This window comes from Pseudoalteromonas sp. P1-16-1b (assembly GCF_001401785.1).
Lineage (GTDB): Bacteria > Pseudomonadota > Gammaproteobacteria > Enterobacterales > Alteromonadaceae > Pseudoalteromonas > Pseudoalteromonas undina.
Genome location: NZ_LKGQ01000019.1, coordinates 1 through 26361, shown reverse-complemented (window position 1 = coordinate 26361; position 26361 = coordinate 1). Strand labels below are relative to the sequence as shown.

Annotated in this window: 21 protein-coding genes, 1 tRNA gene and 1 other RNA gene; 14 read left to right on the top strand and 9 right to left on the bottom strand. The window is 40.5% G+C overall.

The genetic code is table 11. The features are described from left to right. Positions 1-11: 11 nt before the first annotated feature. The 4 genes from tpiA to AN392_RS13505 all read left to right on the top strand — a co-directional run bounded on the left by tpiA (position 12) and on the right by AN392_RS13505 (position 3156). On the top strand, positions 12-761 hold the full coding sequence (gene tpiA, locus AN392_RS13520; RefSeq protein ID WP_054201678.1) for a triose-phosphate isomerase: 750 nt from the start codon (positions 12-14) through the stop codon (positions 759-761). A 1-nt stretch (position 762) separates the two neighbouring features. Further along, a complete protein-coding gene (secG, locus tag AN392_RS13515) occupies positions 763-1116 on the top strand; it encodes a preprotein translocase subunit SecG (RefSeq protein WP_010388009.1) in 354 nt (117 codons plus the stop codon). A gap of 76 nt (positions 1117-1192) precedes the next feature. Further along, positions 1193-1277 (top strand) — tRNA-Leu (locus AN392_RS13510). A 250-nt stretch (positions 1278-1527) separates the two neighbouring features. Then, positions 1528-3156: a methyl-accepting chemotaxis protein gene (locus tag AN392_RS13505; RefSeq protein WP_054201677.1), complete on the top strand. Its 1629-nt coding sequence runs from the start codon at positions 1528-1530 to the stop codon at positions 3154-3156. Between the two features lie 105 nt (positions 3157-3261). Here the strand turns inward: AN392_RS13505 and AN392_RS13500 are convergent, their stop codons facing one another. The 3 genes from AN392_RS13500 to AN392_RS13490 all read right to left on the bottom strand — a co-directional run bounded on the left by AN392_RS13500 (position 3262) and on the right by AN392_RS13490 (position 5665). Next, entirely contained in the window at positions 3262-3669 is a 408-nt protein-coding gene (locus AN392_RS13500) for a phosphate ABC transporter substrate-binding protein (RefSeq protein ID WP_010388011.1), read from the bottom strand. A 12-nt stretch (positions 3670-3681) separates the two neighbouring features. Continuing rightward, positions 3682-4827 carry a porin gene (locus AN392_RS13495; RefSeq protein ID WP_010388012.1) on the bottom strand — a complete coding sequence of 382 codons (1146 nt, stop codon included), beginning with the start codon at positions 4825-4827 and terminating at the stop codon, positions 3682-3684. Positions 4828-5068: 241 nt separating this feature from the next. Beyond that, entirely contained in the window at positions 5069-5665 is a 597-nt protein-coding gene (locus tag AN392_RS13490; protein WP_010388014.1) for a LuxR C-terminal-related transcriptional regulator, read from the bottom strand. A gap of 375 nt (positions 5666-6040) precedes the next feature. Between AN392_RS13490 and AN392_RS13485 the strand changes: the two genes are divergently transcribed. Further along, a complete protein-coding gene (locus tag AN392_RS13485; RefSeq protein WP_010388016.1) occupies positions 6041-8263 on the top strand; it encodes a TonB-dependent receptor in 2223 nt (740 codons plus the stop codon). A gap of 71 nt (positions 8264-8334) precedes the next feature. Here AN392_RS13485 and AN392_RS13480 read toward each other — a convergent pair whose 3' ends face one another. Next, positions 8335-8700: a hypothetical protein gene (locus AN392_RS13480; RefSeq protein WP_055013013.1), complete on the bottom strand. Its 366-nt coding sequence runs from the start codon at positions 8698-8700 to the stop codon at positions 8335-8337. 49 nt (positions 8701-8749) lie between these two features. Between AN392_RS13480 and AN392_RS13475 the strand changes: the two genes are divergently transcribed. Further along, complete coding sequence (locus AN392_RS13475) at positions 8750-9295, top strand: GNAT family N-acetyltransferase (RefSeq protein ID WP_055013012.1); 546 nt, start codon at positions 8750-8752, stop codon at positions 9293-9295. A gap of 109 nt (positions 9296-9404) precedes the next feature. Then, positions 9405-11069, top strand: coding sequence for a gamma-glutamyltransferase (gene ggt, locus AN392_RS13470; RefSeq protein WP_055013011.1), 1665 nt, complete (start codon positions 9405-9407; stop codon positions 11067-11069). 76 nt (positions 11070-11145) lie between these two features. Here ggt and AN392_RS13465 read toward each other — a convergent pair whose 3' ends face one another. Both AN392_RS13465 and AN392_RS13460 read right to left on the bottom strand, forming a co-directional pair. After that, a complete protein-coding gene (locus AN392_RS13465; protein WP_082424814.1) occupies positions 11146-12348 on the bottom strand; it encodes an aromatic amino acid transport family protein in 1203 nt (400 codons plus the stop codon). Positions 12349-12651: 303 nt separating this feature from the next. Then, positions 12652-13530, bottom strand: a complete 879-nt coding sequence (locus AN392_RS13460) for an OmpA family protein (protein WP_055013010.1) — start codon at positions 13528-13530, stop codon at positions 12652-12654. Positions 13531-13735: 205 nt separating this feature from the next. On the opposite strand from AN392_RS13460, the gene rnt reads away from it, so the two are divergent. Next, the gene (gene rnt / locus AN392_RS13455) at positions 13736-14410 is read left to right on the top strand and encodes a ribonuclease T (protein ID WP_055013009.1); all 675 of its coding nucleotides are present in this window, start codon (positions 13736-13738) and stop codon (positions 14408-14410) included. A 50-nt stretch (positions 14411-14460) separates the two neighbouring features. Here the strand turns inward: rnt and AN392_RS13450 are convergent, their stop codons facing one another. After that, positions 14461-16086 (bottom strand): DUF342 domain-containing protein, encoded by a 1626-nt coding sequence (locus AN392_RS13450; RefSeq protein ID WP_055013008.1) that lies wholly within the window; start codon positions 16084-16086, stop codon positions 14461-14463. Between the two features lie 249 nt (positions 16087-16335). On the opposite strand from AN392_RS13450, the gene ssrA reads away from it, so the two are divergent. Further along, positions 16336-16692, top strand: a transfer-messenger RNA (tmRNA) gene (gene ssrA, locus AN392_RS18495). Positions 16693-16920: 228 nt separating this feature from the next. Then, entirely contained in the window at positions 16921-17679 is a 759-nt protein-coding gene (locus AN392_RS13445; RefSeq protein WP_055013007.1) for a sulfite exporter TauE/SafE family protein, read from the top strand. Here the strand turns inward: AN392_RS13445 and AN392_RS13440 are convergent. Both AN392_RS13440 and mnmC read right to left on the bottom strand, forming a co-directional pair. Further along, the gene (locus AN392_RS13440) at positions 17672-18307 is read right to left on the bottom strand and encodes an SDR family oxidoreductase (RefSeq protein WP_055013006.1); all 636 of its coding nucleotides are present in this window, start codon (positions 18305-18307) and stop codon (positions 17672-17674) included. The genes AN392_RS13445 and AN392_RS13440 overlap by 8 nt on opposite strands. Before the next feature lie 129 nt (positions 18308-18436). Continuing rightward, positions 18437-20446 carry a bifunctional tRNA (5-methylaminomethyl-2-thiouridine)(34)-methyltransferase MnmD/FAD-dependent 5-carboxymethylaminomethyl-2-thiouridine(34) oxidoreductase MnmC gene (gene mnmC / locus AN392_RS13435; RefSeq protein WP_055013005.1) on the bottom strand — a complete coding sequence of 670 codons (2010 nt, stop codon included), beginning with the start codon at positions 20444-20446 and terminating at the stop codon, positions 18437-18439. 178 nt (positions 20447-20624) lie between these two features. Between mnmC and fabB the strand changes: the two genes are divergently transcribed. From fabB to AN392_RS13415, 4 genes are all read left to right on the top strand, one after another. Then, positions 20625-21836 (top strand): beta-ketoacyl-ACP synthase I, encoded by a 1212-nt coding sequence (fabB, locus tag AN392_RS13430; RefSeq protein ID WP_055013004.1) that lies wholly within the window; start codon positions 20625-20627, stop codon positions 21834-21836. 108 nt (positions 21837-21944) lie between these two features. Continuing rightward, a complete protein-coding gene (locus AN392_RS13425) occupies positions 21945-23066 on the top strand; it encodes a 4-phosphoerythronate dehydrogenase (RefSeq protein ID WP_055013003.1) in 1122 nt (373 codons plus the stop codon). 45 nt (positions 23067-23111) lie between these two features. Continuing rightward, a complete protein-coding gene (locus tag AN392_RS13420; protein ID WP_055013002.1) occupies positions 23112-24128 on the top strand; it encodes an aspartate-semialdehyde dehydrogenase in 1017 nt (338 codons plus the stop codon). A gap of 349 nt (positions 24129-24477) precedes the next feature. Then, positions 24478-26361 (top strand): FimV/HubP family polar landmark protein (locus tag AN392_RS13415; protein ID WP_327078064.1); only part of this gene is annotated, 1884 nt, incomplete at its 3' end.

The window sequence follows — 26361 nt, the reverse complement described above, 5'->3', positions numbered from 1 at the left end:
GGAGTGGAAAAATGGCAACACGCAAGGCGATGGTCGCAGGCAATTGGAAAATGAATGGTTCATTAGAACTCGTTGAGCAACTGTCTGATGCTATTAACAATGTTAAATCTTCTGAAGTAAACATTGTTTTATTTCCTCCGTTTCCACTGATATCAGCAATGATTGCAAGTGGTGTAACTACTGGAACACAAACAGTTTCAGAGAATACGCCAGGTGCCTTTACTGGTGAAGTAGATGCCCAGTTGGTAAAACAGCTAGGTGCAAAATATGTACTGGTCGGTCATTCAGAGCGCCGCAGTATATACAAAGAAAGTAACGATACCGTAGCCGCAAAATTTGCTCGCGCCCAACAAGTAGGTTTAACACCTATATTATGCGTAGGTGAGAGTGAAACAGAGCAAGAAAACGGGCAAACAGAACAGGTAGTTGCTGCGCAGATTGACGCAGTAATTAACAAATTAGGTGTAGCAGCACTGAAAGAATCTGTGATAGCATATGAGCCCGTTTGGGCTATAGGCACAGGTAAGACTGCATCGCCTGAACAGGCACAAAGTGTTCACAAATTTATCCGTGACAAAATTGCTTCATTAGACAGCGATTTAGCACAAGGGCTAACCATCTTATATGGTGGTAGCGTAAATGAAAAAAATAGCGAATTATTATTTGCACAAACAGATATAGATGGCGGCCTAATTGGTGGCGCAAGTCTAAAAGCAGAATCATTTACTGCTATCTGCAATAGTGCAAAAGGGACCGTATAAGATGTACGAAATTTTACTAGTAGTGTATTTAATTGTAGCTTTAGCGCTTGTTGGTATGGTTTTGATCCAGCAAGGTAAAGGTGCTGACATGGGCTCATCATTTGGTGCAGGCGCATCGTCTACTGTTTTTGGTTCTTCGGGAGCCGGTAACTTTATGACGAAAACGACAACAACTCTGGCAACTATCTTTTTTGTGTTAAGTATTGTTTTAGGTAACCTAACTGCCGGTCAAATCAAAAAGACTGACGAATGGGAAAACTTAGAAGCGGCTCCAGCTGTTGAAACTGTAACGCCAGTTGAAGAAGATGTTCCAGTAACATCAACTAAAGAGCAAAGCTCTGACGTACCAAATTAATTAGTTTAAATTGTTAAGTTGCTCTCTTTCCTCAAGTTAGCTTTAAGACTTAACGCTAAGCAATAGCTTAAAAAATGCGGATGTGGTGGAATTGGTAGACACGCTACCTTGAGGGGGTAGTGCTTTCGGGCGTGGGGGTTCAAGTCCCCCCATCCGCACCAAATATAAAAACCAGTAACAGCAATGTTACTGGTTTTTTTGTGCCTAAAATTTAAAATATTAAACAACTCTTTTTGGATTAATGTTGAACATTGAGTAGAACACTCTATATTTCAATTGTAAGTGTTTATGAAAGAATACTACTGTATATTTAACTTTATGTATAAAAAGCATCAAAAGTTAAAAATAAAGTTAACATTTTTGTATCTTAAGCCGATAATAACTATAGATAATTAAACGGGGTAAATTAATATGGCTTCAGGTTTCTCTTTTAAAAACCTCAGCATTACTAAAAAAATACATGCAATTACATCTATAGCGATAATCGCATTCTTAGTAATTGTTTTGGTTAATTACTTTGCTATGAACGAAAATCGCATATCACTTGATGAAATGGAGAAATCTTCTTATAAAGTTGCCAAATTAACCTTGGCTAATGTAAGCATTTTAGAAAAGTTAGATGAGTTATATACTCAGGCTGTAACGTTTGGCGAGCAAGATTTAGTAACAAAAGCGAGTGAAACTTACCAGCAGCTCATCATGAATATAGACGCAATAGAAACAATTAATGCATCTTATATTAATAGCGACACAAAAACGCGACTGACTAATTATGAGAAAATATCTGCAACGATTGCCAACGGTATGGTTAATGGCACGGCTGATTTTAGTAAAATACAACAACAGGCTCAGCTTAAAACAAGCCTTTATGAAGCTGTTTTAACTAGCTTTAAAAGTGCGCAGCAAAAAGCAGATGATCGCTTCTTCCAGCTTGTTGCTAATACAAAAGCACGCTCAGATGATGCACTTAACTTAATGCTGGTTGTTGCGGTTGTATCATTAACACTGTTGTTGCTTATGGCTATTTGGATTGCACGTAATATTGGTTCATCAGCCAGTGATGCCGCTAATAACCTGAGTCTTTTAGCAAGTGGTAAAGGGTCATTAAGTACAAAGCTTGCCGTTAACTCTGAAGATGAAATAGGTCAGGTATCAATAAACTTTAATGCATTCATTAGCTTGCTTAGAGAAACAGTTTTAGAAGTCATCGCGGTATGTGAACCGTTAATGGAAAACTCAACCCGTCTTGTACAGGGAATGGAGCGAGCTGAGCGAGCAACCACTAAGCAAACTACCGATGCCGATGTTGTTAAACAGTCTATGGAAGAGATGAAGCAAAGTGTTGGCGATATTTCACAATCAGCAGCAAGCGCATCTAATGCCGTGCAAACAGCAGAAAAAGAAGTAGATCAAAGCCGTGCTCAAGTAAAAATGTCTGTTAACGCATCGCGCACTCTAAGCGATGAAATTAATATAGCGGCCAACACCATTAATAAGTTAGCCGATGACACTAAAAATGTATCGCAAATACTAAATGTAATTACATCCATTGCCGAGCAAACAAACTTATTAGCCCTAAATGCCGCAATAGAAGCTGCACGCGCGGGTGAACATGGACGAGGCTTTGCTGTGGTTGCTGATGAAGTCCGTGAGCTTGCATCACGCACTGCACAGTCAACCAATGAAATTCGTGAGTTATTAAGTACCCTAAGTGTCGCAGCCAATGAATCTGTGACGGCTATGACCTCTGCAAGAGATATGGCAACCGATAATGCCAGTGCAGCAGAGCAAACCGGTGTTTCGATTGAAAAAATAGCCGAGCAAATACTAGAAATTAATGGTATGAACTCGCAAATTGCAGCAGCAACTGAAGAGCAAACCTCAGTAGCCGCAATGGTTGTAGACAACGTATCTAATATGCATGTTTCATTCGAAGATACGATGAGCTCACTCAAAGCCGTAAGAGATGTGGCTAAAAACTTACATTACCTTTCAGATAACTTATTAGATGCAACTGCTAAGTTTAAAATTGATGAGTAGTCGTTAAGGCGATATTTTAATGTTTTATTAAGGTTGTAAATAATAGGCATAAAAAAGCCCGCAATAAAGTATTTATTGCGGGCTTTTTATTTTTAATTTAGCAGATTAATACTTGCCTACTACTTTGACTTTATCGCTTGCTTTAGCGCTATCAATATAGCCAATCGCATCTGTATTAGCAGCTACAAAATCAATCACGGCTTGGTCATTATCCAGTTTACCTGGAGGTGTGCCTTTACCAGTAAAAACCAGCTTTGACCAATAAGCATTTAACTGGCTGCCTGACTTACCAACAAGCTTGTCGTTAAATTCATCAGCTACCGCAGTACCATTTTGGTTTACAGGGTTTACTTTGGTGCCATCAGCAAACGATTTGCTCTTGCCAAGGTATATTTTTTTAATATCGTCTTGGCTTACTGCATTGGCATTCGCTGGGTTAACGATTACTGCAACTTCAGCAAATGCTGCAGTACTACATAGTGTTAGCATACTGGCTAAAATTAATTTCTTCATCATTCGCTCCAATTAAAATACTAAATCAACGCCAACGGCAACTACGTCAGTTTCAGTATTTGAGATATCATCTTTTAGGCGGCTAAAGTCTACTTTAAAGGCAGCCATTGGGTGGAAGTCATAACGAGCACCAATCGTGTATACATTACTCTTAGCTTTAGAGCCTTCCAAAACTTGGTTAAGCCCAGCATTTAACGGCGGTACATTTGGTAGTGCATTATAACGATTACTATCATGCTCATCATCGTTGTTTTCATAGGTTAAATGAACAAGCCAGTCGTCCATACGGTAGCCTAAAGATGTGTAATATTGAGTTTGCTTAGCGAGCGCACTGTTATCTACTTCAAACTGTGTGTATTCAGCGTCGAACAAGATATTGTTGTAATCAATTGAAAAGCCAAGTGCTAAAAATGCACCATCGTCTTCGTCAATAGCAATACTGTTTGCTTGATCAACAAAACCTGAGTTACGAAGGGCTTGTTCTAAGCCATTAAGCGCCATACCTTCGGCCGTATCATTTTCAATCTCAATACTTGTTTCAGCAACAAAGTAAGCAGCGCGAGCACTGAACCAATCGTAACTCAATGTCCAGTTTAACCCTGCAATGTCGTTAAGCTCGGTATCACCGTTAACAGATACTACGGCAATGTTATCATCGAAGCTGCCGTAAATAACCTGAAGAGTAGAGTCCCAATCACCAAGTTGAGTTGTATGTAATAAGCTTAGGCCTTCATAGGTTGAAAACGGTAAGTTATATACAGACTGAGGTGGGCGCACCCAGCGGTAGGTATAGCCAACATCTAAAAAGTCAGAGTAGCGATAAAAAGGTGCACGCATTTTACCAGCACTGATTTGTAATTCGTCAGATATCTCATAAGTTAAGTATGCCCATTCAAAGTCGGCGTCAAAATCATTTTCGCCGCGAGCCACTATCTGCGCTGTAGCGGATAGCTTCTCTTGCAGGTCTGCGGTTAGCTGAAGAGCAAACACGCTTTCATTTTTAAATGAAATATCATCATCATATCCATATAACGTTTGATCACTATCGAGCGACTTACCACCGACAATAGAAGCAAACCCATTAATACGAACTTCAGCACTCGCGTTACTTGTGGCAAGTGCGCAACAAATTGCTACTGCTACAGATAGTTTTTTCATTGTGTATCCTATTTAATTTCATGTGTATCCCGCTGCAGTATAAGATGAGTATTAACTTTTTTCTAATTAAAATTAATAAATTAAGTACTTTTCACTACTTTTTTGCAACAAGAACGCATGGCTGTGATTGAAAATTAAGGATTTCTTTATCTAAGGTAATGTAACCAACTGAGTTATTTGAGTTATTTATGATGAGGTTATGTTTATTACAGTACGTATTAAGTAGTAATTATTTTTTTAGTTATGAACGCGTATTTATATTTTTTAGGTTATCTTGGCACCAACGAATTGCCTGCTGTTTATTTTTGACCGCTATTTTTTTATAAATTTTATGTAAGTGTACTCTAACCGTAGCTTCACTTATAAATAAACTATCAGCAATAGCACTGGAATGAAGACCACTAAAGAGTAGGTTAAGCACTTTAATTTCTTTATCGGTTAGGTTACTTGTTTGCAAAGCATTTTTTTGCTCTGTATCGAGCATTTGGCGCATCCAAATATCACTGATTGTGCGTGGAAACCACAATTCTCCTTGTGTAATTGCATCTAACCCCCTGTTGAATAGCTCTTCATTGGTGTCTTGATAAAAAAGACCTTTTAAGTTTGGCCATTCTTTTAGTGAAATAACATCAGTATCTTTAGGAATATTAAAAATAACCAATCCCTGATAATTATTGATTTGTATAAAATGGCTCAGAAGTTCGTAATTTGTAAGCGTATTGAGTGCTGAATAGCTGACTAACAATATGTCGCTATTTAATGTTGTAAAAAATAACGGATTGTAGGGGGTGTTATTAAAAAGCATGTTTGCTGATTGCGTGGTCTGTTTTTTTGTCATGCTTTTCACCTAAAAATGGTTTTGCTTAATATTTAAATATAAAGGGTCTTTGGATATTGTCATAACTTCAAGTAGCTTTAATGTGTTTTTTACAATAAACCGATTGTGTTATTAATGAGCAATATCGGTGGTGGTTAGTATTAAAGTCTTAATTTAAATTAGAACTGCGTCATTGTTTAGATAATTAGTTTAGGTTAAAAAGTTAAAAATTAATTTTTTTTTGCTTAAACTAAAGTTAAATATACATATTGTAACTTTTATGTAATACAATACACTCCCAGAGGAAAGATGCATCTAAAGCATCTTTTTTTATGCCTACAATTTATGTTTACACAGCATAACGCATAATTAAATTAATACCCTTTGGAGAAAACCTTGAAATTACGCACCCTCTCACAGTTAAGTTTAGCGGTTATTGCAGCCCTAACAACTTCCGCAAATGCACAAGAAGCTAAAACGACAGCCAAACAAGACGCGTTTGAAAAAATTGAAGTGACAGCTCGTAAACGTACAGAGAGCTTGTTCGAATCTCCAACTGCGATTACATCAATAGGTGCTAACCTTATTGATAAAGCCAATATGGGTAACTTAGAAGATATTGGTAAATACGTTCCTAACTTAAACATTACTCGTTATGGTGTTGGTAATGCAGCACATGCCTCAGTGTTTATTCGTGGTATTGGTTTGCAAGATCACATTATAACAACCGATCCAGGCGTAGGTGTTTACCTAGATGGTGTTTACTTAGGTCGCCAAATGGGGTCTAACTTATCACTTCCTAATGTAGAGCGAGTTGAAGTTCTACGTGGGCCACAAGGCACACTTTATGGCCGTAACACATTAGGTGGTGCAGTAAACGTAATTACTAAACAACCTGGTGATGAAGGTATTCTAACAACAACCGCTAAAGTGGGCAGTCGTGGTCGAGTTGCGGGTGATATTTACTTTAATAATGCACTAACTAACGATCTAAGCATGTCAGCAAGTGCGTCATACAAACAACGTAATGGGGTAGGTACAGCAGTAAACTTAGCTAACCCTGAAAAAGAAATTGGTGAAGAGCAAGAGTTTAGTGGTCGTATCGCACTTAAATACGAAGCAACCAGTGATTTAGCGTTTACCTTCTCGCTAGATGGCGTTGATAATGAGTCAGGTCAATCGCCTTATACTATTGAACTGACAGATTCATTAGATTCAAATGATGTCTTTAATGGCGATTTCCCATTATTAACTGAAGACTTAATTCCTCAAAACCCTGATGATTTAGGCACAACGGTTGCAGGTATTGAGTCAACTTCATATTCTGGTTGGGGCACGTCATTTACAGCTGACTGGGCCATTAATAACACGTATACAGCTAAGTTTATTTCAAGCTACCGTACTTCTGAGTATGAAGGTGGCTTAGATGATGATGCATCACCACTTAACTTATCTGAGTTCCCAGAAGTAGGCGGTGCAGATCAATACTCTTTTGAAGTTCAGTTAAACGCAACGTTTGATAAGATGGACTTTGTATCGGGTCTATACTTCTTTAATGAAGATGGTTTTACTCGCTCAGAAGATTTTGTATTTAGCCCATTTAACACGCCAAATGGTCTATTGAATGATGGTGTTACTCCGTCATTTGGTGGTTTTGGCTTTTTTGAAATCAATCAAGAAACAAACTCATACGCAGCTTACATCAACGGTAGTTACGATTTAACTGATGATTTAACAATCGGCGGTGGTCTTCGTTACTCAGAAGATAAAAAAGATGCGAATGCTATTTTCCCAACCTTCCCTGAACGTAAAGACATTAGTGCAGACTTTAATGCAGTGACATGGGACATTAATGCTTCATACCAGCTTAGCAATAATATGAACGTTTACGGTCAAGTGCAAAAAGGTTACCAAACAGGTGGCTTTCCACCGCGCCCATTTGGTGGTCCGGATCAGTTTGTATCGTTTGATGAAACCAAAGCAGTTAACTACGAGATTGGTTTAAAAGGCCAGGTACATGAAAATGTATCTATGATGCTTGCAATGTTTGTTACTGACTACACTGATTTAGCATTGCCATTCTCAGATCCAACCGCGGGCGGTGGCTTTGTAACTATCGTTGAAAATGCAGGCCAGTCTAAAGCGCAAGGTATTGAGCTTGAAACCACAATTGCACTAACCGACGACTTTACTATTCGCACTGCAGTAGGTTACTTAGATTCTGAAATTACAGAAGTGGCTGAGGGTGTACAAGGTATTGGTAAAGGTGACTCACCAGCACTGACACCTCGTTGGACAGTGATGGTTGCTCCATCTTACTTTGTTGATTTAAGCAATGGTGGCACTGTTGCATTAAATGCAAACTACTCGTACCGTAGCGAAATGCAAGGTCAGTCAGTTTTCAATAAAAGTGAAACGATTGATTCGCGTGAGCTAGTTGGTTTTAATATTTCTTACACTAATCCATACGGCGATATGGAAGTAACGCTATATGGTGAGAACGTATTAAACGAAGTTTACGATGTAGGTCGCCTGCAGCAAACTGGCTTTGTTGGCGTAATGCGCAGCAATGATCGTAGTGAGTTTGGTTTAAAATTCAAAAAAGACTTTGAACTATAATCTATAACTTGCTCTAAAAATAAAACAAAAAAGGTAAGCCATGGCTTACCTTTTTTTATGGTTAAAAATAATTAACCTTCTTTATGCTCTTCACGTACTTGCTCAATTTCTGCCGCAATTTCACGTGCTTTTTGCTTAGTTTTTTCAGTGAGCTCGCCAGCCGCTTCTTTGCTTTTGATCCATGCATCAACAGCTACTTCTTTGCCGTCATCGTACATGTCTAAGCCCATCGCTTTACTCTCTTCGAGTAGCTCATTTAATGACTCGTCATTTTTAAGCTCATTGGTTTTTTCTTTAACGTCGTTCCACGTTTCGTTTAGCTTTTCTTGAACTTCAGCGCTCGTTTGTTTGGCGTCTTGTTTCACTTCGTTGGCATCTTCACACCCTGTTAGTGTAATTAAAGTGCCTAATAATGCTAAACCTGCTAATTTCTTCATTGACTATCTCCTTTAGTGAAAAATATATTTCAGAGGTAACTATACAACAATGAAAATGAACATAGCTGTAACAACACGATTAAGTTTTAAATTAATGAACGAAAATGATTGGCAGCAATTATATGAGCTCGATCAAGACCCAGCCGTTATGCAGTATTTAACTCAAGGTAAACCTACCACTCTTGAAGAGATAAAAACGAAAGCCATTCCAAGAATGCTCGCTTATCGCAATGAGCAACAAGGTTGGGGACTATGGCAAGTAACTCTGCGTGAAAGTAATACTTTTATTGGCTGGGTGCTTGTTCGGCCGATGGGCTTTTTTTCAGATACGCCTGACTTTAGTGATATTGAAGTAGGCTGGCGGTTTAAACGAGCGAGTTGGGGTAAGGGTTATGCAATTGAGGCGGCACAAGCGATTTGCTCAACGATTGAAAAACAGTCGCAAGTAAAGGCAATCAGTGCCACAGCGCTGACCGCCAACGTTGGCTCAATTAACATCATGAAAAAGCTCGGTATGCAGCTACAGCACTATTATATTCATACTGATGATGGCTCAAACTTAACTGCTGCGCTTTATTCAAAGCCGTGCAGTTGAGCTAAAACTTCCTAAGCCTTAAAAATGTAGCATCTAAATATTGACCTGATGTTTGTTACTATGCATTAATGTTTGCCATCAATGTATAAAAATAACCTAAGGATATGGGATGGGAGCACTTTTTTCACCAAGCAAGCTAATTATCAGTAGTATTGTGGTAATACAGTTATGTGTTTTTAATGTAGCGGCTAAACAGAGTGCCGTTGCCATGCCTGACACTTTTAGTGCACATGCTGCAAAAGCTGTGTTAGAACAGGGGGGGAACGCGGTTGATGCAGCCATTGCAGCACAGTTTGTATTGGCCGTTACGCTTCCCGAGGCGGGTAATATTGGCGGCGGTGGGTTTATGCTTATTCATAAGGATGGCCAAGGTGATTTTATAGATTACCGTGAAACTGCACCGAACGCCGCACATCGTGATATGTATTTAGACGCGCAAGGGCAAGTTATTGCTAATAAATCTATTTATGGTATTCATGCCAGTGGCGTACCTGGGAGTGTTGCTGGTATGTGGCTAGCACATAAGAAGCATGGCACACTTCCTTGGAAAACCTTAGTACAACCTGCGGTTACATTAGCTGAGCAAGGTTTCGTGGTGCCCGAAAAGTTGGCTCAGTTAATTAAGGGCTACATAGAGCACCTAAACAATAAAAACATTAAAGTAAACTTTGCCAGTTATTTTGCAAGCGCTACATCAGGTAAGCTTTTTAAACAACCTGAGCTTGCAGCGACACTCAAACGCATTCGCGATAATGGCCAAGATGGTTTTTATCAAGGTGAAACTGCAACGATCATCGCAAACTTTATGAAGCAACATGGCGGTATTATTACTCAAGACGATTTAAAAAATTACCGCGCAAAGTCTCGTACTCCTATAAAAGCTAAGTGGAACGGCTATCAAGTGCTTACTTCACCGCCACCAAGCTCCGGCGGTATTGCTATATTACAATGGCTTAAAATGTATGAGCTTAAAAAGCCCATAACTGCACCATCACATAATTCAGTTGGGTATGTGCACTTACTTGCTGAAATAGGTAAGCGAGTGTTTGCTGATAGGGCAGAATACTTAGGCGATCCTGATTTTTACCAAGTGCCTACAGCTAAGTTACTTGCAGAAAACTATCTTAAAAACCGCAGCAATAGTATAGATTTAAAGGCCATTTCTACCACTGAAAATATTAAACCGGGTTTAAAAGAAAGCGAACAAACCACTCACTTTTCTATTATTGATAACATGGGGAATGCCGTTGCTAATACCACCACCATCAATTTAGGGTTTGGTAGTGGCGTAGTCGTAGAAGGCGCTGGCTTTATTTTAAATGATGAAATGGATGACTTTAGCGCTAAGCCCGGGGTTATGAATGTATTTGGCGCCATTGGCGGAAAAGCGAATGAAATTCAGCCACATAAACGTATGTTAAGCTCTATGACTCCAACCATTTTACTCAGTAATAATAAGGTGAAAATGGTAACAGGGTCGCCTGGCGGCACCACAATTATTAGTTCAGTGTATCAATCAATACTCAATGCGATTGAATTTAATATGAGCGCAAATGAAGTAGTAAATAGCCCGCGTTTTCACCATCAGTTATGGCCTAAAAATGTGATTAGAGCGCACTCGGGTTTGGAGTCCTCAGTAAAGCAACAGCTAATAAAAATGGGTTATACAGTGGATGAGCGTCACTTTGGTGATATGCATGTGATTATCAATAATGATGGCAAATTAGATGCGGCGTCTGAGCAAAGCGGAAGAGGGCAAGCGATAGTATTTTAACGTTAACAATTGACGTTTGAATGGTGTGTACCCCAAAACCATCATTGGGGTGCACACATTAGAACAACTATAGGGGCTAGCCTATAGCTGGTATAAGTCCTGCCATTTGCAGGCATTGTGCGCTAATAATTGAAATACCACACAAAGCGGCTATGGCTAAACCAATATTACCACTGCGTACTTTATAGCCTTCTTTTTCAATCCCCTGACGCTGCTTGTACACCATGCTAACAGGTAAAAATACTGCCAATATAACCAAAGCAATGGCTGCATAGCCTAATGCCATAATAAATCCTTGCGGGTAAAATAAAGCAAATCCAAGAGGAGGAACAAAAGTAATAAGTGCTGTTTTAATTCTATCAGCCCCCGTGTCTGCTTTTTTGAATGTGTCAGCAAAAAAGTCAAATAACCCCAAGCTTACCCCTAAAAATGACGTTGCTAGAGCTAAGTCGGCAAAGAGTTTAACCGCAGTAGAAACATTGGCGTTATTGGCAATATTGGCCACACTGGCTACAAACCCAGTTAACCCTTCGCTTTGTAGTAATTGATCTTGGCTCATTATGCCTTGGCTTAATACTTGCCAAAATACATAAATAACCAGTGGTAAAGAGGCGCCTGCAATCATAACTTTGCGCAAGGTTTTTATATCAAGCCCGACGTATTTAACAATAGAAGGAATAGAACCATGAAAACCAAAAGAGGTAAATACCACCGGGATAGCCGACAGTATCAGCCCTTGCTCAACAGGCATTTCCAATAAGTGTTGGCCATGTACATAAGGTGTTAGCATATAAAACAAGCTAGCCAAAACTACTATTTTTACACTAAATAGTACTCGGTTAAGCTTATCAACTTTACTAGTGCCTAAAGTCACCACACCTGCAATCAATACGGCTAAAATAACGGAGCCTAATTGTGGAGCAATACTAAGATTAAACCCAGTATTAATGCGCTCTTGTAGCTGAGCACCACCACCGGCTATGTAAGCAGCGCACAGTGCATAAAATAAGAATATCATCGAAAAGTTAGCTACATACTGGCCACGTTTACCAAGCCAAAGCTTAGCCAGTGTATTTAAAGTCGCATCGCGAGGGGCATATTGGTGCAGCTCCAACATAAGTAATGCAGTGTAGGTCATTAGTAACCAACAGCCGACAATTAACACCATTGCCGTATTAAACCCGAGCCCCGCAGAGGCGATTGGTAGGGCAAGCATACCCGCGCCTATGGTAGTTCCTGCAACAATTAACATGCTACCTATTGTTTTATTTTTAAGCACTTAATGATCCTGATCAAACGTGAGAGACACGCAAGATATAACTAGTTGTGCAAAACTTAAATAGTTTTGTCATAAAAGAGACAAAATAAAATGTAATCTTCTATTTACAACTGTATTAAAAAAGCCAAAATCATTAAAAAATGAAATTTAACTTATTAATATAAATGAAAAAATAAAAAGCCAAATGTTAATAACTAAATGGTTAGAGTATTGGTTTTTCACAATAGAGGCATGATTAAATTGATAGGTATTGACCGAAAGTGCTTAAATTACACATTCGGCCATTAAAGGAGGGAGCTTAACTTACATTTTTGCTATTTGAATCACCAAGCGGCGGTTTTTATCTCGGCCTAAAATATTGTCATTGGTATCTACAAAGCGTTTTTCACCAAAACCTTCAGTAACCACTTTAGCTTCATCAACGCCTAAGCCAACCATGTAATCTTTAATCGCCTTAGCACGGGTTCTAGATAAATCGAGGTTATTCCAGCGACCGCCATAACTATCGGTGTACGATGCAATATTGATTGATTCTATACTCGGGTCGTTTTTTAAATATTCAGCAATTTTATCAAGGCGTTGCTGCGATGACTTGGTTAACTTACTGCTATTCGATTCATAATTCATTATAGTGAACGAAATATCTTCAAAATTGTATGGCAGCAATTCGTCTCGGCATTGTAAAAACGCCCAATACGCTTGCTTAAAATTAACATTAGACATACCCACGGCAATTTTATCGGCACTATTTTGCCAGTCCTGGTAGTAAAAAGTGGGTTGGTTGCCTTTTTCAAGCTCAGTCAGCATTTCCCATGCTGTTTTATTGCCTAATTCACCATCAAACTTTTTAAGTAATTTCATATCAGCAATATCACGGGCAGGGCGGCCTGCTCGCCAGCTAGGTGGTACCGCTTTTAAACCGGCAATCGCGTAATTTTCTGGGCGCACCACCATGTCTAAATTAAAAGTGAGATCTTTGTTTTTACTTGCTGATGCTTTAAAAACAGCTTCACCATAGTAGGGAACTTCATGATTTAATTGGCATTGCAAGCGAGTTGTTTTAACCAAGTTCCAATTTGAATTATCTTGGTTAGCCGTGTACTGGCGCATTGCCGCAGTTGTATTCAAACTATACAGCACACTACTAATGCCTAGGCTAATAAATAACAACTTACACTTCATCGAGAATTCTCCAGTTATCTAGCTCTGCCAAAAAAGTGACAAAAGCCGTAAAATATTACGCAACAGCAAATAATTCAGCGCAAACGCTAATTACAAAGCAAGTAACATGCCTATAGTTTAACTGTAATTAATCAATAAATCCCCTAGCCGACAGGCCACCAATTTTGACATAATAGACAGCTAATCCCTATAAACCAAGAATACTATGGCAAATACTGAGCAAACACTTTTCGCGCAACGCTTTCGTGGCTTTTTTCCAGTGGTTATTGATGTTGAAACCGCCGGTTTTAACAAAGAAACCGACGCACTACTAGAAATTGCAGCGTCCGTTTTAAAAATGGATAATGAAGGGCTGCTTAGTATCGATCATACCGTTCATTTTCATGTGCAACCGTTTGAGGGGGCAAACATTGAGCAAGCTGCCATTGAGTTTAATGGGATTGAGCCTTTTTCAGCACTTCGAGGGGCAGTCCCAGAAGAAGAGGCGATTAAAGAAATTTGTAAAGTAGTGCGCAAAGCGCAAAAAGCCGCAGGGTGCCAGCGCTCTGTGGTGGTTGCTCATAATGCCGCTTTTGATCACGGCTTTTTAAATGCGGCTATTGAGCGTAATAATATCAAGCGCACACCATTTCATCCGTTTGTTAGTTTTGATACCACATCACTTGCTGGTTTGGCATTAGGGCAAACGGTACTAGCTAAAGCGTGTCGCGCAGCAGGGATAGAGTTTGATAACAAACAGGCGCATTCAGCGTTGTACGATACAGAACGTACTGCTGAACTGTACTGTTTAATTGTAAATCGTTGGCAGCAACTAGGTGGTTGGCCGCTTGCTGTAGACGAAACACAACAAAGCGAAGACGAAGCAAGCAACCAAGATTAGCACAATAGTGAATGTTCACTTTTGAGCTGAGTCAGTTTTAATCAGCGAAATTAAAACGATTGGGTTATTTTACCTTCACTGTGGGTGATTAAATGTGGTGGGTAATTACGCGAAAAGCTAATTGATTCTCGTGCAATTTTAAGCTCTACCCCAGGGTGCATAAGCTCATTAACTTTTAAGCGACTGAGCGCTAAAAGCTGCGCCATTTTCTTTCTTAGTAACTGCTTTTGCTGATTGATGCTGGCGCTTCGGTTTGCTATGTGTTCTTCATTCGTTGTTATTTTATTCAAAAACTGCTGACGCTGTGCGCTTGCAACTTGTTTATTAATTCGCTGGCGCGCTTGCTGTAGTTCAATTGACTTACCGATTAAAACTTTTTCAAAGTCAGTGATTTGCGCTTGTTTTTGTTTTAGCACATACCATCGCTGTGCGATGCAAACACGGGTTTTAGTTCCTGCTGGTGCGCCCAATTCACCTGTTTCAATGCGCATTGCGTCTAGAATATGGCCACCAATAATTTTCCCTTTAGGATCTTTTGCGCTGCCCACCCTAATTAAATTTCCAGCACTCAAGTCACAATGTAATGATTGGCGATCTATTAGTAAGTTTTGATCCGTTTTTATGTCACAGTATTGAGAGTAACCAAGCGCAACGGTTCGTTTAGCTAAAATAGAACAGGTAAATGGCTCATCTGCTTCTCGCTTTCTGCCAATTGCACCCTTTACTATTGTGATGGCGCTATCACTTTTGAGCTGCGCCGATTCAACAAAGCCTAAAACAGTAATATCGCCGCTGGCGGTCACGCGCATGCCATCTTTTATATCACCACTGACTATAATACTGCCATCAAATTCAACATGCCCAGTACTTGGGTCAATATTGTGAAAGCATAAAACATCATCAACACGCATACCACGGGGAAGGGCAACCGGTACGCCAGTACAGTCGGCAATTAATAAGTTGGGGTTGTCAGGCGCAATTTTAGTGCCGTCAAAAGGTTGTAATTTATGTTCTTTGCCGGAGGTTGCAGTTAGTACATCACCAAACACAGTAAACCCATCAACCCCCGATGTTGCTGGAATGCGCCGCATTAATTCACAACCAGGTTTTACAGTAATAATATCACCTAGGTTTCTCATATCGACTTTACCACCGCCTTTAGCTTGCGGGCTAAGTACGCGGTCTTGCGCTGTGCAGCAAAGGCGCACAAATTTGGCATCGTTACCCACTTTAGGTGCACGGCCAAAAGCGACTTCGGCGCAATGCGTGCTTCCTGGGGGTTGTTCGAACTGTTGCGCCAATAACTGTTCTAATGCATGAGAACTAATGCCTTTTACAACCCCTGCTTGTGAGAACTCTTCAATCGCTTGTTCCATGCTAAGCAATTTACCGCCCTTGGCAGTAATAAGGGTAGCTTCAACGAGCATATTCTTTTCATCGATGTTTATGGTTAGCTTTGCATCAATGGCTTGAGCAATTACTAAAGAGGGGGCTTCTTCGGCGTTATTTTGAGCAAACAGCTTACCAATATTGCTAGCAATAACTTCACACTCGCAATATTCTGACCGGCCAATTAATTCAATAAGCTGTGTTGCTGTTGAGGCTAAACCTGAAACTTGTGGGTGGGAAACTAAAGAGATATACCCCGTTTGCTCATCAAAAGAAAAAACCGACATTTATAAATCCTCTAGGTAATATGCCTGTTATTATTTTTTATAATTTATTAGACCAAGGTCTAGCCTTGCATTTGAGCATAAAGCACCATCATTGTTAAGTAATTGTTTCTTAATTGTTCAATATTTTACATTTACATGTGTGTTTGATGCATGATTAACCAAGCGATAAAATAAAGTGCCTAAGGTGTTGAGTATTGATGGGTTACTCAGTTATACTGCTTGCACGCTCTGAATGAGTAACCTTATTCAGGGGCTGATTAGGATTCGACGGAATTCAAGAAGCCCAAGGTGCATGTCGAGGTGCGGTTTGCCTCGTAAAAAAGCCGCAATTTAAAGTAATCGCAAACGACGATAACTACTCTCTAGCAGCTTAGGCTGGCTAGCGCTCCTTCCATGTATTCTTGTGGACTGGATTTTGGAGTGTCACCCTAACACCTGATCGCGACGGAAACCCTGGCCGGGGTTGAAGCGTTAAAACTAAGCGGCCTCGCCTTTATCTACCGTGTTTGTCCGGGATTTAAAGGTTAATTAAATGACAATACTAAACATGTAGTACCGACGGTCGAGGCTTTTCGGACGGGGGTTCAAATCCCCCCAGCTCCACCAATAACGGTTTTTAAATTCGTTTGTTTAAAAACCCTAAAAAACCCGCAACTTGAGCAATCAAGCCGCGGGTTTTTTTATGGCTGAAGTTATTGAATTTATTGTGCTTTGGTTTATCTTGCGAACCCCGAACCCCGAACCCCGAACCCCGAACCCCATACCACTAAAAGACTAGTCGCTTACTTGCCTATTTTTTGTATTATGAGTTAATGATTAACAGCGGGCATAGATATGGATATTTTTACAGCTGAACACATCCCCCCTTTAATTTCGCTTTTACTCATTTTACTGGCGGGATTTACTTCGTTTGTATCGGCGGCTTTTGGTGCGGGCGGTGGTTTAATGCTGTTGGTGGTAATGGCGTCGGTTATGCCTATGGCGGTGGTGGTGCCGGTTCATGGTTTAGTGCAGTTGGGCTCTAATGCCAATCGGTTGTTGTTAAGTATTGCCCATCTTGATAAGCCGATGTTGTTGTATTTTACTCTGGGTGGATTAATTGGCGCGGGGCTATCAAGCCAAGTAGTAAGCGATATTAACCTTGATAGCATGAAGCTGTTTGTGGCTTTATTTGTGATTTATTTATTGTGGGGAACAATTCCTGAATTTAATAAAGACTCACGATTAGGGCGCTTACTAGCGGGCTTAATAACCGCATTTATCTCGACTTTTGTCGGAGCAAGTGGGCCTTTGGTAGCGAGTTATTTACATATTAATCATTACGATAAGCTTAAATTTACCGCGACTTTTTCAAGTATTATGACCTTGCAGCATAGTTTAAAAGCCGTTGTTTATGCGGGGCTTGGCTTTAGCTTTTGGCAATGGTTGCCGTTAACACTAGCGATGATTTTAAGCGGAGCCATTGGCACATGGTTAGGGATTAAGTTACTTAAGCAGTTATCGGTGGCGCGTTTTAGGGTTATTTTTAAAGTTATTTTAACCCTGCTTGCCATACAGCTTGCATGGCAAGGGATGAATGTAATGCTTATTTAATAGCGGCTTTTATTGGTTTGTCGCCATCAAATACTTCAAATATGCAGCGATTGCTGCCTTGCTCTGTGGCAATAGTAAATAAAACATGGGCTACATTTTCACGGCTAATGATTGCTTTATCGCGATCTTTGGGACGTTCGGTAGAAATAAGTTTTGAGGCATTCTCATTTGTGAGTGAGCCTGGACGTACAATCGTATAATTGAGCCCGCTATTAATTAAATGTCTATCTGCCATATGCTTAGCTACTAAATAGGGTTTTAAATCGCTTTGAATTGCATCTGGATCGTCAGCACCAATAGAGCTCACCATTGTAAAGTGCTTAGCGGCATGCTCTTTTGCGTAATTAATGGCTTTGGTGGCGGCCCATAAATCAATAAGTAAGGTTTTATCTGCGCCGGTGTTCCCGCCTGAACCTGCGGCAAAAATGATATGGTCGCAACCGTGCATCGCATCGCTAAAATCATTTTCTAAATCTTGCTCTACGATTGTTAAATAGTCGCTATTTAAGTCATCTAATTTACTTTTGTCACGCACTAAAGCCACTACAGGATGTTGGTGTTCAAGCAATAGTTGGGTGGTTAGTTTACCAATCTGCCCACTGGCACCAATTATTAATGTTTTACTCATCACATACTCCTTATTTTATAAGACAAAACAGCCGACTTAAACTTTATCTACTGTACTAAAGAGCTGGGGGTAATAATTTGTTTTTAAAGTATAGGTTTATTTTTTAGTGTGAGCAGTGTGATCTGCCTTTTAAATTTTATTGCGAATAAGGTCACGAACAATAAAGCGGCCAGGGTGAATTGCTTGGCTTAAACGCTCACTTAGTGGGCGAGGTTCATTGTTTAAACTACTTATTAAGTGCTCGGCAGATAACGGTGCACTGCACAATGCTCGCGCGCCAAAGCCGGTAAAAATATGTAGGCCCTGTTGTGGTTTTTCTAATGGCTGATATTGATAGCGCTTGCCTAAACGTAAATTAGCAAATGCATGTGTATAATCAGTTTGCTCCACCCATTCACCAGCCATAGGTAAGTGGTCAATAAAACTACAGCGAACAGCGGCTTTGGCTGAGCTAATATCGCCTAAGCTGATGGCAAATTCAGTGTTGTTATAAAAACTCAGTAATTGTTCACGGTTAGTGTGGTTGTCTTGCTCGGTTACTTCACGGCTCTTACTATTTTTTTCAAAGGTGGCGCCCATACAATGATGACCTAAATAAGCGGGAGTAAAATAGCCTTTGTGGCACAACACAGTATTAAGTTTACGTGATTGCTCGCTTGCCTGAACATGTGACACTTGGCCGCGAACGCTAACAATGGGAAGTGTTTTGGTTTGCGTAAATGCATCACTGTGCTCACCAGTACAAATAATCACATCGCTAAAGGGGCCAAATGTTTGCTTTTGCGTGGTTAAGTACCAACCATCGGGTTGTTTATTAAATTGCTCAATATGGCAGTTAAATAGGCTTTCAAACGAATTTAATTGCTGTGCGGCATCTAACATTGCACAAACTAACTGCGGGGGATTAACCCAGCCGCCTTGTTCAAAAAACACCCCTGAGTAACCTGTTTTAACCCCAGCGATAGCATCACCCTGATTAGCAGTCACATTTCGCATAAGCTGCTCTGGCCACAGTTGTTTATCAGCGAGGTTCTGATGGCGATCTGCCAATGGCTGTTTTACTGCATGTTGTAATACACCACACCACTGGTGATCAAACAAAAAGCCATTGTTGAGTAATTGATTATAAAGCCGCTTTGCGTATAAAAAACTGTGGGCAAATAATTCACTATGTGGCGAGTTTTTTGCCTGTAAGTGTGGATACACAGCCCCTTGCACATTGTGCGATGCACCCATTGCGGGTTTTTCATCTTGGCAAAATAAGTGGCTTTTTATCCCACGCTTTGCGAGGCTATAAAGTATGCAACTGCTCGCTATACCACCGCCAATAACAGCCACACTTGAAAGCGGTGAGGGGTGATGCTCAAAATAGGCGGGAGCTGATTGTTTTGGGTTGGCTTGAGCAAGTGTGCCAATTAGCATCTCACGCTTTCGGCCAAAGCCTTTGGCTTTTTGCATGCTAAAGCCTGCCTCGTTTAGTCCTCTGCGCACAAAGCCCGCAGCGGTAAACGTGGCTAATGTGGCATTGCTTCTGGAAATATCAACCATGGCGTTAAATACACTTTGCTGCCACATATCGGGGTTTTTACTTGGCGCAAAGCCATCTAAAAACCACGCATCAACCAGCCCACTTTGTGGGTAGCTCATGCTATTAATACATTCCAGTACGTCGCCAAAGTAGAGGTCGAGGATTACACGGCCATTGGCAAATTCAAGTCGGTGGCAGCCATTTAAATTAATCGGGTAGTGGGTAATGAGTTGGTCGCTTAAATGGCTTAAACTAGGCCAAGCTTGCAAGGCTTGTTTTAAATCATTTACGCTAAGTGGATATTTTTCAAAAGAAATAAAATGTAATCGCTGCACTTTATTTGGTTGTTCATTTTGAACTTGTAGGCACTGTAAGTGGTCAGAAAACTGCAGCCATGCATTCAAAAAGTTAAGCCCAGTACCAAAACCGGTTTCGGCGATAACAAAGTGTTCACGGTCATGATTTTGTAACCGTGTATCTATACTGTTTTGTTGATAAAACACATAATGCGATTCAGCAAGGCCGTCGTCATTAGAAAAATAAACATCGTCAAAGTCATTGGCAACTGGTGTGCCTAAGTCGTTAAAGTGTATATGGGCGTTTTTTATCATGACCAATTCAATTTATAGATAATTTTTTAATTATTTTACGTGTTTTCTTTGAAATAGTCTGGCGTTATTTATAAGCTGTAGCTTCAGAGTACAAGTGTACGCTAGAAAGCTGACCACTTAGATGATTAAATTCGCGTAAAATAGAACACAATTAAGTATTAAGCTAAGGGAATTACCCATGAGAAGAGCCGTAATAACAGGCATCGGTGTTGTATCAAGCATCGGCAATAATAAACAAGAAGTATTAGAGTCACTAAAAGCGGGTAAAAGTGGTATTGCTTTTAATCAAGAATTTGCTGATTACAAATTGCGTAGCAATGTATCAGGTAAAATTGATATTGATGTTAAAGAGCATGTTGATCGTAAAGCAATGCGCTTTATGGGCGATGCGGCGGCTTACTCTTATATTTCAATGGCGCAAGCGATTGAAGATTCGGGTCTTAGCGACGAGCAAGTATCAAACGAGCGTACTGGTTTATTAGTTGGCTCTGGTGGTGGTTCATCAAAATGGCAAGTAGAAGCGGCTGATATTCTTCGTGAAAAAGGCGTTAAGCGCGTTGGCCCTTACATGGTGCCACGTACTATGGCAAGTACCACCTCTGCATGTTTAGCAACGCCGTTTAAAATTAAAGGTGTTAACTATTCAATTAGTTCTGCGTGTGCGACTTCTGCGCATTGTATTGGCCACGCGGTGGAACAAATTCAACTAGGCAAACAAGACGTTATTTTTGCAGGCGGCGGTGAAGAGCTTCACTGGACGTTAGCAATGGAGTTTGACGCTATGGGCGCGCTTTCTACTAAATATAACGACACACCTGAAAAAGCATCACGTACTTACGATGCAAACCGCGATGGTTTTGTAATTTCAGCTGGTGGCGGTATTGTGGTAGTTGAAGAACTTGAACATGCACTTGCTCGTGGCGCGCATATTTACGCTGAAATTACCGGTTACGGCGCAACCTCAGATGGTTACGACATGGTTGCACCATCGGGTGAAGGTGCAGCACGTTGTATGCGCCAAGCTATGCAAAACGTTGACAGCATTGATTACTTAAATACCCACGGTACATCAACACCGGTAGGTGATGTTAAAGAGCTTGGCGCTATTCAAGAAGTATTTGGTGGTAACTCACCAATGATCAGTGCCACTAAAGCAATGACAGGCCATGCATTGGGTGCGGCTGGCGTACACGAAGCTATCTTTTCATTACTCATGCTTGAGCACGGTTTTGTTGCGCCATCTATCAATATTGATGAGTTAGATGAACAAGCGGCAGGCTTGAATATTGTGACTGAAGCAAAAGACGTTGAACTAAACACGGTTATGTCTAACAGCTTTGGTTTTGGCGGTACTAATGCCACGCTAGTAATGAGCAAATACAAAGGTTAAGTTAATCGTTAACTATTTTAAAGCCGAGCAAAATGCTCGGCTTTTTCGTTTGTGCTAATAGGGGGTTGTTCGTTACAATAGCGCCTCATTTCGCCAAACGGACTCACAATGAAAATTCTTGCCGATCAAAATATGCCTTTAGTTGAGCAATTCTTTAAAGATATGGGTGAGGTTGAACGATTTGATGGCAGGCAATTAACCCCTGAACAACTTATCGATGTTGATGTACTGCTTACCCGCTCAGTTACTCAAGTTAACAGTGAACTATTAGCACAGGCGAATAAACTAAGCTTTGTAGGTACCGCCACGATTGGTGTTGATCATATTGATACTGATTTGCTCAGTGCTAACAATATCGGCTTTACCAGTGCGCCTGGCTGTAATGCCATTGCCGTAGCTGAGTATGTAATAAGTAGCTTATTTGCATTAAGCCAAGAAAATGCCAGTCCGTTAAGTGGTAAAACAATCGGTATTGTGGGTGTAGGTAATATTGGTAGTTGTTTAGCGCAAAAGTTAAAAGCACTGAACGTTAATTTACTATTGTGCGATCCAATTAAGCATGGGCAAGGGCTATTAACCGAGCATGTTGAGCTTGATGAGCTATTAGCGCAGTCAGATATTGTTACTTTTCATGTGCCGTTGATTAAAACGGGTAGGCACAAAACCCTGCACATGCTTGATAAAACACGCTTAACTAAACTTAAATCTGGGTTAACGTTAATAAACGCCAGCCGAGGTGATGTAATTGACAATCAAGCCTTACTTGAAGTGATGCAAGCCGGAGCTGAACTCGATTTAGTGCTGGATGTTTGGGAAAATGAACCTAATATTTTAACTGAATTACTGGAGCACGTGCGCTATGCCAGTGTTCACATTGCAGGGCATACCCTTGAAGGTAAAGCGCGAGGTACACAAATGTTGTACCAGCGCTTATGTGAGCTCAAAGGGGTTAACGCAATAAAATCGCTTGATGATTTTTTACCGCCTCCAGCGATTAAAAAAGTCACCCTAGAAAGCAGTTTTAGCGAAACAGATATAGCCCGTTTAGTGCATTTAGTTTATGACGTACGCCGTGATGATGGCATTTTACTACGTCACTTAGCCGATGAAGGCTTTGACAGCTTACGAAAAAACTATCCAACCCGCCGTGAGTTTAGCACTGTGATGGTTGAAGGTGATAGCACCGAGCTTGCTGCACTTGCCCAGCTTGGCTTTACCACAGTAAACTAATTTAATTAGCGCGGTTGTTTTAACCGTGCTTACAGAGGATGAAATATGTCGCAAAAATATAACGTTGCCGTACTCGGCGCTACCGGCCTTGTTGGTCGTCAAATCATTGAAACTTTGGAAGATCGTAAATTTCCGGTCGATCAGCTGTTTTTATTAGCAAGCAGCCGAAGTGCCGGCGAAGATATAAAGTTTCGTGGTGAGAGCATAGAAGTACGCGATGTTGAAGGCTTTGACTTTAGCCAAGCGCATATCGGCTTATTTTCTGCTGGTGGCAGTGTGTCTGAAAAGTACGCCCCGATTGCTGCAGACGCGGGCTGTATTGTTATTGATAATACCTCACACTTTAGAAATGACTTTGAAGTGCCGCTAATTGTGCCAGAAGTGAATTCAGCGAGTTTAGCCGATTTTAGAAACCGTAATATAATCGCTAATCCTAATTGTTCAACTATTCAAATGATGCTCGCGCTTAAACCTATTTATGATGCCTACGGTATTGATCGTATTAACGTTTCAACCTACCAAGCAGTGTCGGGTGCAGGCAAAGAAGCGGTTGATGAACTGGCAAAACAAACAGCTAACTTAATGAATGCACGTCCAATGGAAAACGACATTTTTCCTAAGCAAATTGCGTTTAATGTTATTCCGCAAATCGATAGCTTTGAAGACAATGGCTATACACGCGAAGAAATGAAAATGGTAAACGAAACGCATAAAATTTTAGGCGATACCACCATTGCAGTAAACCCGACCTGCGTTCGTGTACCGGTGTTCTTTGGTCATTCTGAGTCAATTAATATAGAAACGCGTATGCCTTATGACTTTGAGCATGTGAAGCAATTATTGAGCGATGCACCGGGTGTTGAGCTAATTGATGATGCGGGTGATTACCCAACGGCTGTCTCTGATGCCAGTGGTAACGACACTGTTTACATTGGCCGTTTACGTGCCGATATTTCACACCCACATGGATTAAATATGTGGGTAGTAAGTGATAACACCCGTAAAGGGGCAGCAACCAACAGTGTGCAAATAGCAGAAGAACTGATCGCTAATTATATGTAATTAGCCAGAATACAGTGATAATCCAATAAACGGCAAACCAAAGTGGCTTGCCGTTTTTTTGTGCTTAAATTGCCATTTTTTTGCCACTTATAAACAACAGTAGTGTAAACACTTTGATAAACAACATAAAAATATTTTTATCTTGATGTTTAAGGTATTTATTTTCAATGCGTTGCGATGGATATTATGGCTTAACTGGTTTATAGTTTGTAACTGGAATAGAGCTTGCAATAAAAATAGATTGTAATAAAAATGTGCGTTAGCCACGTGGTTAACAACGGCAAGAATAATCAATGTTTAAGCGCCAATTGAAAGCGCTGTGTTAACATTTAAACATTAAAGGATCAGCATGCGCGGTTTCGTTTCACTTATTATATTAGCGTCTGCACTGATGGTAACGACTGTTTACTCTCAAGACAGTACCCAATTAAGAGGGCCCAAAGGCGCAGATTACGGCGCACAGGGGCGTTCTATTGGGCCAATAAAACCAACCGATACACTTTGGCGCATTGCCGTTAAGGTTCGTCCCGATAATTCAGTTAGCATTTACCAAGTTATGCAGGCCTTGTATAACAAAAACCCCAACTCATTTTTAGAACAAAATTTAAATCACATGCGAAGCGGTTCTTATTTAAAGATACCTACTTTGGCAGAAATTAGACGAGTAAACCCGCAATTAGCTAAGCAACGCTCTGAGCAAGATGATGACCTGTGGGAAAAAAAGAAAAATGGTACGCTTACTCAAGCAGAAATTAATTCAGCACAAACACAAGTCACGCAAGCTCGCAAAGCTGATGTTGATGAAGCTAAAAAAGAGTTACAACAAGAATTAAAAGCGATAAAAACAGACCAAGGTAATAAATTAGTTGAGCTTCAGCAGCAGTTTAAAAGTTCAGTTAGCAACGTAGAAGAGATCTTAGTTGAAAACAACAACCTAAAAAAACAGCTTACAGGTATTTCAAACGAGTTAGAAAACGTTCGCTTACAGCTTGGTCAAGACAGTGAAATACAGCAACAGTTAAAAGAATTAATCCTTAAGCAAAATGAGATTATTGCGCAGCAAAAATTAAAAGAGGTAGAGCAAGAGAGTGAATTTAGCTTTGCCGCGCTACTTTCGAATCCTTTAGTGCTGATTTTATTAATGACCATTCCGGCTTTATTGATCATTTTTGCCGTTGTTATGTGGTTGCGTAAGCGAAGTAATAATCAAGAGCCTGAAAGTGACGATGATGAGTTTATTCCTCAAGCTCCAGCGTTTACTGATCCGATAGATGAAGTGCCAGAGCCCACTCTTGATGAAGCGCCAGCCCCCGATCCACTTGATGATATAAGTGTGCAACTAGACGATAACATGGATGACGTGTTACTCGATGATGATGTTGATTTAAACGATGATCTCGATGACGACAGTCTTCTAGATCAAGATGAGTTAGAAAGCCTACTCAGTGATGATGTTGTTTTTGAAGACGAAAATACCGAAGACGATGAACTTGATGTTTTCATGCAACAAGACTTTGATAGCTCAAATGAAGATGACACGGGCGATACTATTAATCTTGACGAATCGGATGATATTTTAAGTTCAGATGACTTAGATAGCCTGTTTGACGAAGAAGACGACGATGCTCTGCCAGATGAACCTAAAGGTGAATCGAATGATGATATGGCAGCACTTAGTGAAGAACTTGCTGAAGAGGGCGAAGACTTTAACATTGACGACTTGCTTGATGAGAATAATGAACAAGCAGATGATGTAACAGCACAAGCTGATGATGACGAGTTTGATATAGACAGTTTACTCGATGCTGAGCAACCAGCTACTGAAGATCAGAGCGAAGAGCCAGATATCGACAGCTTAGTTGATGAAGATGACGAGTTTGATATTGATGACTTGCTCGATGCTGAGCAACCGGCTACTGAAGAGCAAAGTGAAGAGCCAGATATCGACAGCTTAGTTGAAGAGGGCGACGAGTTTGATATTGACGACTTGCTCGATGCTGAGCAACCAGCTACTGAAGCTCAAACTGAAGAGCCTGATATCGATAGCCTAGTTGATGAAGACGATGAAGTTGATATTGATGAATTGCTCGATGCCGAGCAACCAACTACTGAAGCTCAAACTGAAGAGCCAGACATCGACAGCTTAGTTGATGAAGACGATGAAGTTGATATTGATGAATTGCTCGATGCTGAGCAACCAACTACTGAAGCTCAAACTGAAGAGCCTGATATC

Bases quoted from the DNA above. Each gene is read 5' to 3' on its own strand.
- ggt (WP_055013011.1), top strand. From the start codon at position 9,405: ATGGGAGCACTTTTTTCACCAAGCAAGCTAATTATCAGTAGTATTGTG.
- AN392_RS13450 (WP_055013008.1), bottom strand. From the start codon at position 16,086: ATGTCGGTTTTTTCTTTTGATGAGCAAACGGGGTATATCTCTTTAGTT.
- AN392_RS13420 (WP_055013002.1), top strand. From the start codon at position 23,112: ATGTCGCAAAAATATAACGTTGCCGTACTCGGCGCTACCGGCCTTGTT.
- AN392_RS13480 (WP_055013013.1), bottom strand. From the start codon at position 8,700: ATGAAGAAATTAGCAGGTTTAGCATTATTAGGCACTTTAATTACACTA.
- AN392_RS13460 (WP_055013010.1), bottom strand. From the start codon at position 13,530: ATGAAGTGTAAGTTGTTATTTATTAGCCTAGGCATTAGTAGTGTGCTG.
- AN392_RS13445 (WP_055013007.1), top strand. From the start codon at position 16,921: ATGGATATTTTTACAGCTGAACACATCCCCCCTTTAATTTCGCTTTTA.
- mnmC (WP_055013005.1), bottom strand. From the start codon at position 20,446: ATGATAAAAAACGCCCATATACACTTTAACGACTTAGGCACACCAGTT.
- AN392_RS13475 (WP_055013012.1), top strand. From the start codon at position 8,750: ATGAAAATGAACATAGCTGTAACAACACGATTAAGTTTTAAATTAATG.
- AN392_RS13505 (WP_054201677.1), top strand. From the start codon at position 1,528: ATGGCTTCAGGTTTCTCTTTTAAAAACCTCAGCATTACTAAAAAAATA.
- AN392_RS13500 (WP_010388011.1), bottom strand. From the start codon at position 3,669: ATGAAGAAATTAATTTTAGCCAGTATGCTAACACTATGTAGTACTGCA.
- secG (WP_010388009.1), top strand. From the start codon at position 763: ATGTACGAAATTTTACTAGTAGTGTATTTAATTGTAGCTTTAGCGCTT.
- rnt (WP_055013009.1), top strand. From the start codon at position 13,736: ATGGCAAATACTGAGCAAACACTTTTCGCGCAACGCTTTCGTGGCTTT.
- fabB (WP_055013004.1), top strand. From the start codon at position 20,625: ATGAGAAGAGCCGTAATAACAGGCATCGGTGTTGTATCAAGCATCGGC.
- tpiA (WP_054201678.1), top strand. From the start codon at position 12: ATGGCAACACGCAAGGCGATGGTCGCAGGCAATTGGAAAATGAATGGT.
- AN392_RS13495 (WP_010388012.1), bottom strand. From the start codon at position 4,827: ATGAAAAAACTATCTGTAGCAGTAGCAATTTGTTGCGCACTTGCCACA.
- AN392_RS13490 (WP_010388014.1), bottom strand. From the start codon at position 5,665: ATGACAAAAAAACAGACCACGCAATCAGCAAACATGCTTTTTAATAAC.
- AN392_RS13440 (WP_055013006.1), bottom strand. From the start codon at position 18,307: ATGAGTAAAACATTAATAATTGGTGCCAGTGGGCAGATTGGTAAACTA.
- AN392_RS13425 (WP_055013003.1), top strand. From the start codon at position 21,945: ATGAAAATTCTTGCCGATCAAAATATGCCTTTAGTTGAGCAATTCTTT.